This is a genomic window from Pseudomonas sp. AK-TSAG1-1 (assembly GCF_056821665.1).
The window spans coordinates 5,411,477-5,426,357 of sequence record NZ_CM165965.1 but is presented as its reverse complement, the minus strand read 5'-3'; the positions used below and the strand labels follow the sequence as shown (position 1 = coordinate 5,426,357).

The 14,881-nt window shown below is 62.1% G+C and carries 16 protein-coding genes; 11 read left to right on the top strand and 5 right to left on the bottom strand.

Annotated features, from left to right (window positions below; all coding sequences use genetic code 11):
• Positions 1–60: 60 nt before the first annotated feature.
• The 3 genes from AC1UK9_RS24545 to AC1UK9_RS24535 are packed head-to-tail and all read left to right on the top strand — an operon-like array spanning position 61 to position 2,684.
• A complete protein-coding gene (locus tag AC1UK9_RS24545) occupies positions 61–1,047 on the top strand; it encodes an ABC transporter substrate-binding protein (protein ID WP_025108722.1) in 987 nt (328 codons plus the stop codon).
• 9 nt (positions 1,048–1,056) lie between these two features.
• Positions 1,057–1,860 carry an ABC transporter permease gene (locus AC1UK9_RS24540; RefSeq protein WP_025108723.1) on the top strand — a complete coding sequence of 268 codons (804 nt, stop codon included), beginning with the start codon at positions 1,057–1,059 and terminating at the stop codon, positions 1,858–1,860.
• Positions 1,848–2,684, top strand: coding sequence for an ABC transporter ATP-binding protein (locus tag AC1UK9_RS24535; protein WP_473013661.1), 837 nt, complete (start codon positions 1,848–1,850; stop codon positions 2,682–2,684). The genes AC1UK9_RS24540 and AC1UK9_RS24535 overlap by 13 nt, the downstream gene beginning before the upstream one ends.
• A gap of 129 nt (positions 2,685–2,813) precedes the next feature.
• Here the strand turns inward: AC1UK9_RS24535 and AC1UK9_RS24530 are convergent, their stop codons facing one another.
• The gene (locus tag AC1UK9_RS24530) at positions 2,814–3,893 is read right to left on the bottom strand and encodes an endonuclease/exonuclease/phosphatase family protein (protein WP_482578663.1); all 1,080 of its coding nucleotides are present in this window, start codon (positions 3,891–3,893) and stop codon (positions 2,814–2,816) included.
• 74 nt (positions 3,894–3,967) lie between these two features.
• Positions 3,968–4,642 carry a YciC family protein gene (locus AC1UK9_RS24525; RefSeq protein WP_102354513.1) on the bottom strand — a complete coding sequence of 225 codons (675 nt, stop codon included), beginning with the start codon at positions 4,640–4,642 and terminating at the stop codon, positions 3,968–3,970.
• A 178-nt stretch (positions 4,643–4,820) separates the two neighbouring features.
• Between AC1UK9_RS24525 and AC1UK9_RS24520 the strand changes: the two genes are divergently transcribed.
• The 3 genes from AC1UK9_RS24520 to AC1UK9_RS24510 all read left to right on the top strand — a co-directional run bounded on the left by AC1UK9_RS24520 (position 4,821) and on the right by AC1UK9_RS24510 (position 6,884).
• On the top strand, positions 4,821–5,576 hold the full coding sequence (locus AC1UK9_RS24520) for a DUF2076 domain-containing protein (RefSeq protein WP_473013658.1): 756 nt from the start codon (positions 4,821–4,823) through the stop codon (positions 5,574–5,576).
• A gap of 181 nt (positions 5,577–5,757) precedes the next feature.
• The gene (locus tag AC1UK9_RS24515; protein WP_007949802.1) at positions 5,758–6,237 is read left to right on the top strand and encodes a LabA-like NYN domain-containing protein; all 480 of its coding nucleotides are present in this window, start codon (positions 5,758–5,760) and stop codon (positions 6,235–6,237) included.
• A 41-nt stretch (positions 6,238–6,278) separates the two neighbouring features.
• Positions 6,279–6,884 carry a 3'-5' exonuclease gene (locus AC1UK9_RS24510; protein ID WP_025108728.1) on the top strand — a complete coding sequence of 202 codons (606 nt, stop codon included), beginning with the start codon at positions 6,279–6,281 and terminating at the stop codon, positions 6,882–6,884.
• Between the two features lie 136 nt (positions 6,885–7,020).
• On the opposite strand, the gene AC1UK9_RS24505 is transcribed toward AC1UK9_RS24510, so the two are convergent.
• Complete coding sequence (locus AC1UK9_RS24505; protein WP_025108729.1) at positions 7,021–7,473, bottom strand: Lrp/AsnC family transcriptional regulator; 453 nt, start codon at positions 7,471–7,473, stop codon at positions 7,021–7,023.
• Positions 7,474–7,636: 163 nt separating this feature from the next.
• On the opposite strand from AC1UK9_RS24505, the gene yedA reads away from it, so the two are divergent.
• A complete protein-coding gene (yedA, locus tag AC1UK9_RS24500; RefSeq protein WP_025108730.1) occupies positions 7,637–8,578 on the top strand; it encodes a drug/metabolite exporter YedA in 942 nt (313 codons plus the stop codon).
• Positions 8,579–8,643: 65 nt separating this feature from the next.
• Positions 8,644–9,984 (top strand): RNA helicase RhlE1, encoded by a 1,341-nt coding sequence (gene rhlE1 / locus AC1UK9_RS24495; protein ID WP_025108731.1) that lies wholly within the window; start codon positions 8,644–8,646, stop codon positions 9,982–9,984.
• 117 nt (positions 9,985–10,101) lie between these two features.
• Here rhlE1 and AC1UK9_RS24490 read toward each other — a convergent pair whose 3' ends face one another.
• Both AC1UK9_RS24490 and AC1UK9_RS24485 read right to left on the bottom strand, forming a co-directional pair.
• Positions 10,102–11,343 (bottom strand): TIGR03862 family flavoprotein, encoded by a 1,242-nt coding sequence (locus tag AC1UK9_RS24490; protein WP_482578662.1) that lies wholly within the window; start codon positions 11,341–11,343, stop codon positions 10,102–10,104.
• A 294-nt stretch (positions 11,344–11,637) separates the two neighbouring features.
• Positions 11,638–12,558, bottom strand: coding sequence for a histone deacetylase family protein (locus AC1UK9_RS24485; RefSeq protein ID WP_482578661.1), 921 nt, complete (start codon positions 12,556–12,558; stop codon positions 11,638–11,640).
• 96 nt (positions 12,559–12,654) lie between these two features.
• Between AC1UK9_RS24485 and AC1UK9_RS24480 the strand changes: the two genes are divergently transcribed.
• The 3 genes from AC1UK9_RS24480 to AC1UK9_RS24470 all read left to right on the top strand — a co-directional run bounded on the left by AC1UK9_RS24480 (position 12,655) and on the right by AC1UK9_RS24470 (position 14,789).
• Positions 12,655–13,224: a GNAT family N-acetyltransferase gene (locus AC1UK9_RS24480; protein WP_025108734.1), complete on the top strand. Its 570-nt coding sequence runs from the start codon at positions 12,655–12,657 to the stop codon at positions 13,222–13,224.
• Positions 13,225–13,329: 105 nt separating this feature from the next.
• Positions 13,330–14,199, top strand: a complete 870-nt coding sequence (gene tesB / locus AC1UK9_RS24475) for an acyl-CoA thioesterase II (RefSeq protein ID WP_025108735.1) — start codon at positions 13,330–13,332, stop codon at positions 14,197–14,199.
• On the top strand, positions 14,196–14,789 hold the full coding sequence (locus AC1UK9_RS24470) for an HAD family hydrolase (protein WP_025108736.1): 594 nt from the start codon (positions 14,196–14,198) through the stop codon (positions 14,787–14,789). Before tesB ends, AC1UK9_RS24470 begins: the two co-directional genes overlap by 4 nt.
• Positions 14,790–14,881: the final 92 nt, after the last annotated feature.

Here is a 14,881-nt window from a genome sequence, read left to right as displayed (position 1 = left end):
TCATCGGTGCCGGCCGTACTGCCCATGACAAAACTAAATCAACAGCGTCGGGAGTGCTCCATGATCAAGTCCTTGTGTATCCGTCTCACCCATCCTCTGGCGATCACCGCCCTGGCGGCCACGGTTGCGACCAGCGCCCAGGCCGGCACCCTGTCCATCGGCCATACCACCTGGGTCGGCTATGGCACGCTCTATCTGGCTCAGGACCTTGGCTACTTCAAGGAAAACGGGTTGACCGTCGAACTGCCGGTAGTTGAAGAAGCTTCGATGTACATGGCAGCCCAAGCCTCCGGTCAACTGTCCGGCTCGGCCTCGACCATCGACGAGGTGCTCAAATACCGCCCGCAGTTCTGCTTCAAGGCAGTTGCGGCGCTGGATGACAGCCATGGCGGCGACGGTGTGCTGGTCGGCAAGGACGTGAAGTCATTGCAGGAGCTCAAGGGCCAGGCCGTGGCGGTCAACGAAGGCTCGACGTCGCAGTTCTGGCTGTCGTACCTGCTGAAAAAGAACGGCATGAAAATGAGCGACATCACCGTGCAGAACATGACCGCCGACGATGCCGCCACCGCGTTCATCGCCGGGCGTGTACCGGCCGCCGTGACCTGGGAACCGCACCTGTCGATGGTGCGTGACAAGCAGCAGGGCAAGGTGCTGATCGACAGCAGCAGTACCCCGGGGGTGATCGTTGATGTGGTGGCGCTCAACTGCAGCGTCATCGAAAAACAGCCGCAGGACGTCAAGGCGTTGGTCAGCGGTTTGTACAAGGCGGTCAAGTACACTCAGGAGCACCCGGACGAGGCCTACGCGATCATGGCCAAAGGTGTCGGCGGCTACCTCTCCGATCCGAAGGAACTGGCCGCTGCCGCCAAGGGCGTGCGCTTCTACGATCAGGCCATGAGCGAAAAACTCCTCGGTTCGCCGGGCAAACCGGGTGACAGCGCAGCGCTGATCAAACTGGCCAACGAAACCGCCAGCGAACTGCAAGGCAAGCCCTACAACGTCAGCCATGACGATCTGGTCGACAACCGTTTCGTCAGCCCGCTTTAGGAGGTCTGCATGTTCAAGCGCAAATCATGGCTGAGCCGCTGCCTCACGCCCAAGACCGGGTTGCCGGTGCAAGTGGTGTGGAGCGCCAGCGGTCTGGCCTGGGTGTTGCTGGTCGGCCTGTGGGCCGGGTTGTCCTACGGCGGCATCGTGCCGGGGATGTTTCTGCCAACCCCCGGCGCGGTGCTCGAGGCGGCCGTGCGCCTGAGCCGCGACGGTACGCTTGGCACCCACGTGTGGGCCAGCGTCGAAGTGGTGATGGTCGGCTTCATTGTCTCGTCGCTGGTGGCGGTGCCGCTGGGCTTGCTGATGGGCAGCTTTCGCATCGTCCAGGCGTTCCTCGAACCGCTGGTCAACTTCATTCGCTACCTGCCGGTGACCTCGTTCGTGCCGCTGTTCATCCTGTGGATTGGTATCGGTCTGGAGCAGCGCGTATCGGTGATTATCTTCGGTGTGTTCTTCCAGCAACTGGTGATGATCGCGGACGTGTCCAAAGGGATTTCCAAGGACCTGATCAACGCGTCCTACACCTTGGGCTCCAGCCGCCGTGACGCGGTGCTGCATGTGATCGCTCCGGCCTCGGTGCCCGGTGTGCTCGACACCCTGCGCGTGACCATGGGCTGGGCCTGGACGTATCTGGTGGTGGCCGAGCTGGTCGCGGCCTCCAGTGGCCTCGGTTACCTGAGCCTCAAAGCCATGCGCGGCTTTCAGGTCGACGTGATTTTCCTCGCCATCGCGATCATCGGCCTGCTGGGTCTGGTCACCGATCAACTGTTCCGTTTTCTCCGCTTGAGGGTTGCCGCATGGGCTCAGTAACCGCTGCCAATCACCGTTTCCTCGAACCGCGAGCCGCCGCGCCGCAAGCCGCCGCGCGCCTGCAAGTGGACAAGGTCAGCCTGCGCTACAAGAAGCCCGATGGCGGCACATTCACCGCGCTGGAACAGGTGTCGTTCGAGGTGCCGGATCAGCAGTTCGCGGTACTCGTCGGGCCGTCGGGGTGCGGCAAGTCGAGCCTGTTGTACCTGACTGCCGGCCTGGCCGAGCCGACGTCCGGCGAGATCTACGTCGGCGGTCAGCAAGTGCAAGGCCCCGGTGCCGATCGCGGGATGGTGTTTCAGAGCTACACGCTGTTTCCGTGGCTGACCGTGCGCCAGAACGTCGAATTCGGCCTCAAGCGGCGCGGCATGCCGGCGGCGCGGCGCAAGGAAATCGTCGACTACTACGTCAACGAAGTGGGCCTTGCCGGGTTTGCTGACAACTACGCCAAGCAGCTCTCGGGCGGCATGATGCAGCGCGTGGCGATTGCCCGGGCGCTGGCCAATGATCCGCAGATCCTGCTGATGGACGAGCCGTTTGGCGCACTGGACAGCCAGACTCGCTTGCAGATGCAGCAGCTGTTGCTGCGGGTCTGGGGCAACAGCAAGAAGACTGTGCTGTTCGTGACTCATGATATTGACGAGGCGATCCTGCTCGGCGACCGGGTCTACGTGATGGGCGCCAAACCGGGGCGGATCAAGCAGATCCTCGACGTGCCGATCGAACGCCCGCGCTCACTGGACATGGTCATGGAGCGCTCGTTCATCGACATGAAACGGGAGATCTTCGGGCTGCTGCATGACGACCTCGAAGAAGTGCACTGACTTGGAGTCATGCATATTTCCCTGTGTGTGGGCTTGCTCGCGAAGGCGTAGTGTCAGCCGCCATCAACTTTGCAGACACACCGCTTTCGCGAGCAAGCCCGCTCCCACAGGAGGTCTTGTGTTTGCTGGCTATGGGGTAGCCGGCAGCAGGAACCGGGCGATGACCGGCAAGTGATCGGAAATGCGCAACGTATCGTCCTGCCGCACCCTCGCTTCGACCCGTTTGATTTTCGGGCTGTAGAACAGGTAGTCGACCGTGCGATCCGGGCCATTGAGGCCTGGGTCGTTGGGGTAGTGGGTCATCCAGTGGGCGCGGTCGATGCCGCTGGCTTCGTTGTTGGTCGGGATCATCGGGTATTTGTCCCACAACAGGTGCAGCGCGCTGTCGATCGAGTAGGGCGTGCGCTGCTCGGCGGGCAGGCGCTGATACTGGCCCAGCGGCAACAGGTTGAAGTCGCCCCCGATCAGCCACGGCAGGCCCTGGCTTTCGTATTTGTCGAGCACTTTGGCCACCGCGGTCACTTGCGCCTGCAAGGTGTCATCGGGTTGTCTGGCGCGATCCAGGTGTGTGTTGAACACCGTCAGCTGCCCGCCGTCACTCAGCGGCAGTTTGGTGACAAGCAGGGCGTCCTTCGGTTGGAACTGGCGGCTGATGAGGTTCGCCGGGGGCACCGGCAATTGCAGGCGTTCGGCGTGTTCGATGCGGTAGCGGCTCAGGGTCGCCAGTTGTCGGCCAACGCTGCCGAAGATATGCGGCTCGGGGACGAAATCGGCCTTCCAGTCGAAAGCGTGGGCGCTGCACGGGTAGAGGTCGGTGACCCGCTCCTGCAGCAGTTTGAGCTGATTCTGGTAATCACTGGCCTTGGCGCCGTCATCCAGTTCCTGCAGCAACACCACGTCGGGCTGCTCGTCGCGAATCACCCGCGCCACTTCGTCGAGGCTGAAGGCCATGTCTTCCGGCGTCGGCGCTTCATCGTCGCCTTGGGCCAGGTCGTTCCAGAACACGTAGCGCTTGCCGGCGAGGTATTGCACGTTCCAGGTCATGACTTTCAGCGCCTGCCCAGGCATCAGGTTCGGCGGCGTACCGGTGCAGGTGACTGGCAGGGTTTCGCGGGCATCGGGGCGCCAGGTCAAGCTGTAGATCAGCCCGCCGATCAGGACGATGGCGAGCAAACACGGCAACAGGGTGTAGCGCAGCAGACGGGGCATGGCTCGGCTTATCGCGTTACAAAAGTGACCCCGAGCATACCCGACCGCAGACGCTTGGCCCAAGGCCCCTGAAGTCAGACCGCTCCGTTACGTTTGTCAGGCAATTCGCTGATCAGCATGAACAGACGGAACAGCACTACGCTGGTGAACAGTTGCAGGAAGCTGTGCGCACTGTCGATCAGTACCGCGATCAGCGGATTCTGCGGGTCGGGGTACACCGCCAGCGTCGCGCCCTTGAGCAGCCACAACGGCCCCATCACGCACAGAATGCACAGCAGGATGCGCCAGAAATGCCCACGGGTCAGGCGCAGGCTTTCCTTCATCGCCTGCAACGGCCCCATGCCGCGCAGCACCAGCAGGTATTCAGCGAACGCCAACATCACCATCAACATCAGCCCTGGCAGGAAATACAGGGACAACCCGAGCAGAATCAGCAGCGTATTGAGCGCCGTGAGCAGGGCGAAGCGCGGCCACAGGCGGGCGGACATCGCCAGCAGGTCAAGGGTGCGCGGGGCTTCGCCGCGGGTGCGGGCGTCGAGGAACAGGATCAGCGCGGCGGTGTACAGCGGGTACACCAGCAGACCGACCACGACGCTGGCGGCGGAGAAGCTGTCCGGGTCGGTGACATGGTCCACCACTTGCTGCAGCGCCGCTTCGAAGATCACCAGTGGCAGGCACAACTGCACGATGCTGGCCAGATGGCGTTTGAAAAAATACAGAGAGTCACGCAGTACATCGAAGGCATTCATCAGTCGGTATCGCAGGTCGAAAACAGTGGCTCACTTTAACCGATGATGCGCGGGCCGACACAAACGTAAACATTCGGTAAAGGTCGTTGAAACATCCTGTCACTGCCTCCATTACAGAGGAGCGCCTTGTCCACAGTGGACACGGGCAACGTTATCCCCGGCAATCTACGAGGTCGCCATGAACAGCGAAGAGCAAACCCTGATCGATGGACTGTTTTCCCGGCTGCAACAGGCCGAAACGGAGGCAGCCCCGCGCGACGCCCAGGCTGAGGCGCGGATCAAGGAACACCTGACCCGCCAGCCGGCGGCAGGTTATTTCATGACCCAGGCGATTCTGGTGCAAGAGGCGGCCATCAAGAGCCTCGACGAACAGAACAAGCAGCTGACCCAGCAAGTCCAGCAATTGCAGGCCGAACTGCAAGCGGCCAAGGCCCAGACTGCGGCCCCGGCGCCAAGCGGCGGCGGTGGTTTCCTGTCCAGCATCTTCGGTGGCAGCTCGCGTCCGGCGCCGATCCAGAGCGCTCCGGCTTCTACTGGCGGCTGGCGTGAACCGGCACCGCAGCAGAACTACGCTGCGCCACCGCCACAACCGAACTATGCCGCGCCACCGCCCAACTACGCGCAACAAGCAGCCCCGGCAGCGGGCAGCAGCTTCCTCGGCGGCGCCCTGAAAACTGCCGCTGGCGTGGCCGGTGGCGTGATGCTGGCACAAGGCATCAGCAGCTTGTTCCATCACAACCAGCAGCCTGAAGAAATCGTTGAGGTGATCAAGGAAGAGCCGGCGCAAGTGGCTGACCAGAGCAACAATGACTGGGGCAACGACCAGCGTATGGCCGGCAACGACAGCTTCGGTAACGATCAGGGTGGTCTCGCCGACACCGATTACAGCGACGACAACTCGTCGTTCTTCGATGACGACGATTCCTTCGTCTGACTGATCAGCCGCCCGTACCAACCTGTGGCGAGGTGATAAATTCCCTCGCCACAATCCACCATCCGTCCGGAGTGGTGGGTTGATTATTCGCGCCACCTTCCTGTGGACTGGCATACTGGGCGCCTTTTTCGGGCCTGGCGCCTGATCCCGCTTCGTGCGCTATGCGCTCACAGGAATCCCGGTGAAAAAAATCGCAGTGTTCGCCGACGTGCAGAACCTCTACTACACCGTGCGTCAGGCCTATGGTTGTCACTTCAACTACGCCGCATTGTGGGCAGACATCAGCAAGGACGGGCAGATCGTCGAGGCCTACGCCTATGCGATCGACCGTGGCGACAGCAAACAGCAGCAGTTCCAGCAGATCCTGCGCAACCTCGGCTTCACCGTGAAGCTCAAGCCCTATATCCAGCGCAGCGACGGCTCCGCGAAGGGTGACTGGGACGTGGGCATCACCCTCGACATCATGGACGCGGCCGACCATGTCGACGAAATCGTCCTGGCCTCCGGTGACGGTGACTTCGACATGCTGCTCGAACGCATCATCAGCAAACACGGCGTACAGGCAGTGGCCTACGGCGTACCCGGCCTGACCGCCAATTCGCTGATCCGCGCCGCCAGCCGTTACGTGCCGATCGAAGGCGCGTTGTTGTTGAAGAATTAAGCTGTTACTGAAGAATTGATTTGTACGGAGTTGAACCCGGTTTGGAACGCATTGCAGTCATCGACTTTGAAACCACCGGCCTGTCGCCGAACAGCAGCTGCCGCGCCACGGAAATCGCCGTGGTCATGCTGGAAAACGGGCGCATCGTCGAGCGTTACCAGAGCCTGATGAACGCGGGTGTACGCGTCCCGGCCTTCATCGAACAACTGACCGGTATCAGCAACGCCATGCTGCGCACCGCACCCTCGGCCGAGCGGGTAATGGAGGAGGTCAACGAATTCGTCGGCTGCACGCCGCTGGTCGCGCATAACGCATCGTTCGACCAGAAGTTCTGGGACTTCGAGCTTGGGCGGATCAAACGTACCCGTCTGCAGAATTTTGCCTGCTCGCTGTTGTTGGCGCGCCGCCTGATGCCAGCGGCGCCGAATCACAAGCTCGGTACTCTCACTGCATTCGCCAGCCTGCCGCACACCGGTCAGGCGCACAGGGCGATGGCGGATGCGGAGATGGCGGCCAATCTGATGGCGCATCTGGCGCAAGAGTTGCGGCACAAGCATGGGGTGCGTGAGCTGAACCACGACCTGCTGTGCAAACTGCAGAAAGTCCCGGCAGCCAAAGTCAGCGAGCACCTGCAGCGCTACCGCTGATCCCGAACCCAACACAAAATCCCCTGTGGGAGCGGGCTTGCTCGCGAAAGCGGTGTGTCATTCGGCAAATATGTTGTCTGACACGCCCTCTTCGCGAGCAAGCCCGCTCCCACATTTGGATCGTCTGAGTGCCTGATTACTTGCCGTTGTTTTCGATGAGCCCCAGCGGCACGCGTTTCTCGATCGCGCTCGACAGCACAATCGAAGTCTTGCTGAAGCCGAACTTCGCCACGCGGTTGATCAGCTCTTCCAGCTCCGGCATCGAGCCCACCGCGCCCTTCATCATCACGCACGGATCGCCCGTCACTCGAAAGCACTCGGTCAGTTGCGGAATTTTCACCAGTTCGTCGTAGACCTTCTGACTGCCGTTCTGGTGCAGGCGCAATTCGATCATGCACTGGATCGGCAAGCCGATTTTCGACAGGTCGATGTTCGCCTGATACCCGGTTATCACCCCGCACGCCTCAAGCTTGGCCACGCGCTCGGCCACAGCCGGAGCCGAAAGGTTCACCTTGCGCGCGAGGTCGGCGTAGGACGCGCGACCGTTTTCCAACAGGGCGCTGAGCAGCATGCGGTCGTATTTGTCCAAGACCAGACTCCTGAAATTGCCAGACTTTCGAAATCACGGTTTATCCCGATGATCTCCGTTATTTCAAAAGTGTACCGGCGCTATAAACAGGTTTTGTAACTTATTTTTGCTCGCAGGCCTTTCTAGAATAATCCACACCCTGCCTCTGACCGTCGAGCTGCCCATGCCTGCCTTGCGCCGTTTTTCCTTGCCGTTGATCGCCGCGTTTTTCGCGCTGTACGTGATATGGGGGTCGACCTACCTGGTGATTCGCATTGGCGTCGAATACTGGCCGCCGCTGATGCTCGGCGGGGTACGCTTTGTGATTGCTGGCAGCCTGATGTACGCCTTCCTGCGCTGGCGCGGGGCACCGGCGCCGACGTGGGCGCAGTGGAAAGCGGCGGGGATCATCGGGATTTTGCTGCTCAGCTTCGGTAACGGCGCGGTCAGCGTGGCCGAGCACACGGGCGTGGCTTCCGGCGTGGCGGCACTGGCGGTGGCGACGGTGCCGTTGTTCACCTTGCTGTGCGGGTATTTCTGGGGTGCGCGCAACACTCGACTGGAATGGGCCGGGGTAGCGTTGGGGATTATCGGCATCGCCATGCTCAACATGGGCTCCAACCTGCAATCGAGCCCGATGGGCGCGGCGCTGCTGATTTTTGCGGCGGCGACCTGGGCGTTCGGCTCGGTGTGGAGTAAACACCTGCCGCTGCCGCAAGGGGCGATGGCCAGTGCCGTGGAGATGCTGGTGGGCGGCGTGGTGCTGCTGATCGGCAGCGCGGTGAGCGGCGAACACCTGCAAGCCGTGCCGCCGGTGGAAGGCTGGCTGGCGCTGGCGTACCTGATTTTCTTCGGCTCGATCATCGCCTTCAATTCCTACATGTACCTGCTCAAGCATGTGCGTCCGGCGGCGGCCACCAGTTATGCCTACGTCAACCCGGCGGTGGCCGTGTTGCTGGGGATCGTGTTTGTCGGCGAGACCATCGGCCTGGAAGAAGCGCTGGCGATGCTGGTGATCATCAGTGCCGTGGTGCTGATCGGTCTGCCGCAATGGCGGCGCCCCGCGCAGCCACCCGTCGTGGAGGCGCCGAAGACAGCCATTCCAGCAGAGCAACGTGTGAATTAGGGTAAACTGCGCGCAATTGCACTCTTGTTTTGCGCAACCGCGCTGATTTTTCCTACGGTATTCCCATGACTTTCGCCACCCTTGGCCTGATCGAACCCTTGCTGCGCTCCCTCGAGACGCTCGGCTACCAGACTCCAACGCCGGTCCAGGCGCAAGCCATCCCGGCCGTTCTGGCCGGTCGCGACCTGATGGCTGCGGCCCAGACCGGCACCGGCAAGACCGCCGGTTTCGCCTTGCCGCTGCTGCAGTTGCTGGCCATGGAAGGGCCGAAAGTCACCGCCAACTCGGTGCGCGCACTGATTCTGGTGCCGACCCGCGAGCTGGCCGAGCAGGTTCACGAATCCGTGCGCCAGTACGCTGAAAACCTGCCGCTGCGCACCTATGCGGTGTACGGCGGCGTGAGCATCAACCCGCAGATGATGAAGCTGCGCGGCGGCGTCGATCTGCTGGTGGCGACGCCGGGCCGTCTGCTCGACCTGTTCCGCCAGAACGCGCTGAAATTCAATCAGCTGCAAACCCTGGTGCTGGACGAAGCCGACCGCATGCTCGACCTCGGTTTCTCCGAAGAGCTGGCGAACATCTATCGCGCGCTGCCGAAGAAGCGCCAGACCCTGCTGTTTTCCGCGACGTTCTCCGATGACATCCGCCTGCTGGCCGGGCAGATGCTCAACGATCCGCTGAGCGTCGAAGTCAGCCCGCGTAACGTCGCGGCCAACACCGTCAAGCAATGGGTGGTGACGGTGGACAAGAAGCGCAAGCCTGAACTGTTCGTGCACCTGATGCGCAAGAACAAGTGGAAGCAGGTGCTGGTGTTCGCCAAGACCCGCAACGGCGTTGACGCGCTGGTGGAAAAACTCCAGGGCCTGGGCGTGAATGCCGACGGCATCCATGGCGACAAACCGCAGGCGACCCGCCAGCGTGCGCTGGATCGTTTCAAACTCAGTGAAGTGCAGATTCTGGTGGCCACCGATGTGGCTGCCCGGGGTCTGGACATCGAAGACCTGCCGCTGGTGGTCAACTTCGACCTGCCGATCGTGGCGGAGGATTACATTCACCGCATCGGTCGTACCGGGCGCGCTGGCGCTACGGGCGAGGCGATTTCGCTGGTGTGCGCCGATGAAGTGAACATGCTCTCGGCGATCGAGATGCTCACGCGTCAGACCTTGAAGCGCCAGAACGAGCCGGACTTCGAACCTGAGCACCGCGTGCCGGATACCGATGCCAGCGGTCAGGTGATCAAAAAGCCGAAGAAACCGAAAAAGCCGAAGACCTCCGGCGGCGGTGGCGGCAAGCGTAATCTCGGCAAGTGGGTCGACAGTGGCGATACCCAGGCGCCGGAGCCTTCGATCAAGCCTGTGCGTAAAGTGCCGGTGTTCAATACCGGGCCGCGTAAGCGCAAACCTTGATTTGATGCGGCGTCTGTAAGGACGCCTTCGCGAGCAAGCCCGCTCCCACATGGGTCTTCAGTGAAATGGAGATATCCTGTGGGAGCGGGCTTGCTCGCAAAGGGCGCACCGCAGTCTTCAGCCCTTGCGCTGCAACCACTCCAGCAGCCCAAACCCCGCAGCCCGCCCACTGGCAAAGCACCCCGTGAGCAAATAGCCGCCCGTCGGCGCTTCCCAGTCCAGCATCTCCCCCGCGCAGAACACCCCCGGCAACGCCTTGAGCATCAAGCACTCATCCATCGCCTCGAACATCACGCCACCGGCGCTGCTGATCGCTTCGTCCAGCGGACGGGTTTTCACCAGGGTCAACGGCAATGCCTTGATCGCCCGGGCCAACAGCGCCGGGTCGGCAAAGGTTGTCGCGTCAGTCAATTCACGCAGCAGCGCCGCTTTCACCCCATCGATTCCGACCTGACTGTGCAGATGCTTGGCCATCGAGCGCGAACCTCGCGGTTTGCTCAACGCAGCCTGCAATTTATCCACAGGCCGGCCCGGCAGCAGATCGATGTGCACCGTGGCTGAGCCATGCGCGTTGATCGCCTCGCGAATCGGCGCCGACAGCGCGTAGATCAGGCTGCCTTCAACGCCCGTTGCGGTGATCACGCATTCGCCCAAGCGCGGCACATCGTCGTTCAAACCGATAGCGACGTTTTTCAGCGGTGCGCCAGCGAATTTGCTGACAAGCAACTCGCTCCAGGCCTGCACCTCGAAGCCGCAATTACTCGGCTGCAACGGCGCCAGTCCTACGCCTTTTTGCTCCAGCGGCAGCATCCACGCGCCGTCCGAGCCAAGGCGCGACCAACTGCCGCCGCCGAGGGCGAGCAGGGTGGCATCGGGTTTGACGGTGATGTCGCCGTCGGGGCCGGCGATGCGCAGTGCGCCGTGTTCATCCCAACCAAGCCAGCGATGGCGGGTGTGGATAACCACGCCGCAGTCGCGCAGGCGCTTGAGCCAGGCACGCAGCAACGGGGCGGCTTTCATGTCGGTGGGGAACACCCGACCGGAGCTGCCAATGAAGGTCTCGATACCGAGGTCGTGAATCCAGCGGCACAACGCATCGGCGTCGAAGGCGCGCAGCCAGGGTGCGATTTGCGGTGCGCGTTCGGCATAGCGCGCGAGGAACGCCGGGTAGGCTTCGGAATGGGTGATGTTCATGCCGCCGACTCCGGCCAGCAGGAACTTGCGCCCCACCGACGGCATGCCGTCGTACAGATCGACGCGCACGCCGGCCTGGCTCAGCACCTCGGCGGCCATCAGGCCAGCGGGGCCACCGCCGATGATGGCGACGTGAGCGGGGAGGGGGGCGGATGTCTGGGTCATGGCGTGCGCTGTGGTATGGCGGGATAAGGCGCGCATTCTAACAGCGCAGATCGATGTGGGAGATCCCTGTGGGAGCGAGCCTGCTCGCGAAAGCGATGGGTCAGTCACTTTTATGTCGACTGTGCCGACGTCTTCGCGAGCAGGCTCGCTCCTCACAGGGAAATCATGGTGGGTTCGGTATCTGGTTAAAAAACAACCATCAAGCTGTACGCCATGTTCGCTGTGGCCTGTAGTCCCTTTCGCTCAGGTTATCCACAGGCCGTTCCACAGCCATTGTGGGTAACGCAGCACAACTTAATGACAGCCCAGTGACTGCCAGACTCGTTGCGCGCTGTGGTGCAGGATGCCGTGGCGGCGGGCGAGGGCGTGGCGATCCTTGCTGTAGCCGCCACCGATGACCCCGACCACCGGGATGTCACGGCCCAGACAATGGCGCATCACGCTTTCATCGCGGGCGGCGACACCGGCGTCGGTCAGTTGCAGATAACCGAGGGCGTCGTCCTTGTGCACGTCAACGCCGGCGTCATACAGCACCAGATCCGGTTGATACAGCGGCAGCAGGTAGTTGAGTGTGTCATCCACCACTTTCAGGTAATCGGCATCGCCCATGCCTTTAGGCAGCGGAATGTCCCAGTCGCTTTCGGCCTTGCGTGCAGGAAAATTCTTTTCACAGTGCAGGGAAACGGTGATCGCCTCTGGCGTGTCCTGCAGGATTCGCGCGGTGCCGTCGCCCTGATGCACGTCGCAATCGAAGATCAGCACCCGGTTCACCCGACCGCTTTGCAGCAGGTAATGGCTGATGATCGCCAGGTCGTTGAAAATGCAGAACCCGGCCGGGTAATCGTAATGGGCGTGGTGTGTACCGCCGGCCAGGTGACAGGCCAGGCCGTGCGCCAAGGCTTTTTCGGCCGCCAGAATCGAACCGCCGACAGCCCGCACGGTGCGTCGGGCCAGTGCTTCGTTCCACGGCAGGCCGAGGCGCCGCTGGTCTTCGCGGGACAACTCGCCGCTCATGTAGCGTTCGATATAGCTACGGTCATGGGCGAGGGCGAGGATGTCGTTGGGGCAGATCTCTGGACGCAGCAGATCAGCGTCGCGGGTCAGGCCGCTGTCGACCAGGTGATCGCGCAGCAAACGGAACTTGTCCATCGGAAAGCGGTGATCCGCCGGAAAGTCGGGGCTGTAGTCTTCGTGGTAGATCAGCGGCACTGGCATGGCGATTTCTTATCAGTACTTGGGGTCAGGAATGTAGGAAAGCGTGAAGGATCCTACCAGCGATGTAGACTTGCGGCATGGAAACGGAGGGGCACGATGGAGCCGATACAGGAACTCGAAAGCGCACGCCTGTTGATGCGCCAGTGGCGCGACGAGGATTTGCCGGCATTTGCGGCGATGTGCGCCGATCCTCAGGTGATGCGCTATTTTCCGGCGCCGATGAGCCGCCTGGAAAGCGCGTCGATGATCGGCCGCGTGCGCGGGCATTTTGCCGAGCACGGTTATGGCTTGTGGGCGCTGGAGCGCAAGGACAGCGGCGAGTTCATCGGTTTTACCGGCCTCGGCGTGGTCGGCTTCGATGCGCCATTCACCCCAGCCGTGGAAATCGGCTGGCGTCTGGCCAAGGAACATTGGGGCCTGGGTTACGCCAGTGAGGCAGCCTGGACGGCATTGCGCGCAGGCTTTGATCGGCTGGCGCTGAAGGAGATCGTGTCCTTCACCGCACAGAGCAATCTGCCGTCGGAGAAAGTCATGCAGGCGATTGGCATGCATCACGACCCGGCCGATGATTTCGATCACCCCAAACTGGCTGTCGACCACCCGCTGCGTCGACATCTGTTGTACCGCATCACCCGGGAGCAATGGCTGCAGACCTTGCATGGCTAAGCCGACACGGACGTTTACAATGGCGCGACAGTGGCTCGCGCCAGAACCTGAATGGGCCGCCGCAGCCAAGACTGCGCGGCATAGCGTTGTGTGAGGAGAGTCTGAATGAGCCAAGTGTTGGATGATCTGGTCGACCTGCTGACCCTGGAGCCGATCGAGGAAAACCTGTTCCGTGGCCGTAGCCAGGACTTGGGTTTCCGTCAGTTGTTCGGTGGTCAGGTGCTCGGTCAGTCGCTGTCGGCGGCCAGTCAGACGGTTGAAGAGGCGCGTCATGTGCATTCGATGCACGGCTATTTTTTGCGCCCCGGCGACGCCAAGTTGCCGGTGGTGTATTCGGTGGATCGCGTGCGTGATGGCGGCAGTTTCAGCACTCGCCGGGTGACGGCGATCCAGAAAGGGCACCCGATCTTTACCTGCAGCGCGTCGTTTCAGTACGACGAGGAAGGCTTCGAACATCAGAGCCAGATGCCGGTGGTGGTCGGCCCGGAAAACCTGCCGTCGGAGCTGGAACTGACCCAGCAACGCGCGCACCTGATCCCCGAGCACATGCGCGAAAAGCTGCTGTGCCCGAAACCGATCGAAGTTCGCCCGGTCACCGAAAAAGACCCGTACAACCCGCAGCCGGCCGATCCGGTGAAGTACGTGTGGTTCCGCGCTGACGGTGCGCTGGCCGACATTCCGGCGTTGCATAAATACCTGCTGGCCTACGCCTCGGACTTCGGTCTGCTGACCACCTCGATGCTGCCCCACGGCAAGTCGGTCTGGCAGAAGGACATGCAGGTCGCCAGCCTCGATCACGCGTTGTGGTTCCACAACGATCTGCGCGCCGATGACTGGTTGCTCTACGCGATGGACAGCCCATGGGCCGGCAATTCCCGTGGCTTCTCCCGTGGCAGCGTGTACAACCGCGCCGGGCAACTGGTGGCGTCGGTGACCCAGGAAGGCTTGATTCGTCACCGCAAGGACTGGGCATGAGCCTGAGCGATGTGAAGCACTGGGTGTTCGACATGGACGGCACCCTGACCGTCGCGGTGCATGACTTTGCGGCGATCCGCGTGGCGCTGGCGATTCCGCCCGAGGATGACATCCTTACCCATCTCGCAGCGCTGCCAGCCGATGAAGCGGCAGCGAAGCATGCGTGGCTGTTGGAGCATGAGCGTGATCTGGCGCTGGGTTCAAAACCGGCGGTGGGTGCGGTGGAGCTGGTGCGTGACCTGCACGGGCGCGGTTATCGCCTTGGCATCCTGACGCGCAATGCACGGGAACTGGCGCATGTGACGCTCGAAGCTATTGGCCTGGCCGACTGCTTCGCGGTGGAAGATGTACTGGGCCGCGATGAAGCTCCGCCCAAGCCGCATCCTGGCGGGTTGCTGAAACTGGCCGAGGCCTGGAACGTGCCGGCCAGCGAGATGGTGATGGTCGGTGATTACCGCTTCGATCTGGATTGCGGGCGAGCGGCCGGGGCGCGGACGGTGCTGGTGAATTTGCCGGATAACCCGTGGCCGGAGTTGACCGACTGGCATGCGCAGGATTGTGTGGTGTTGCGGCAGATGCTTTCGGCCTGAGATCCTCGGCGCCTGCCAGATTGCCTTCGCGAGCAAGCCCGCTCCCACATATGGAATGCATTCCCCTGTGGGAGCGGGCTTGCTCGCGAAGA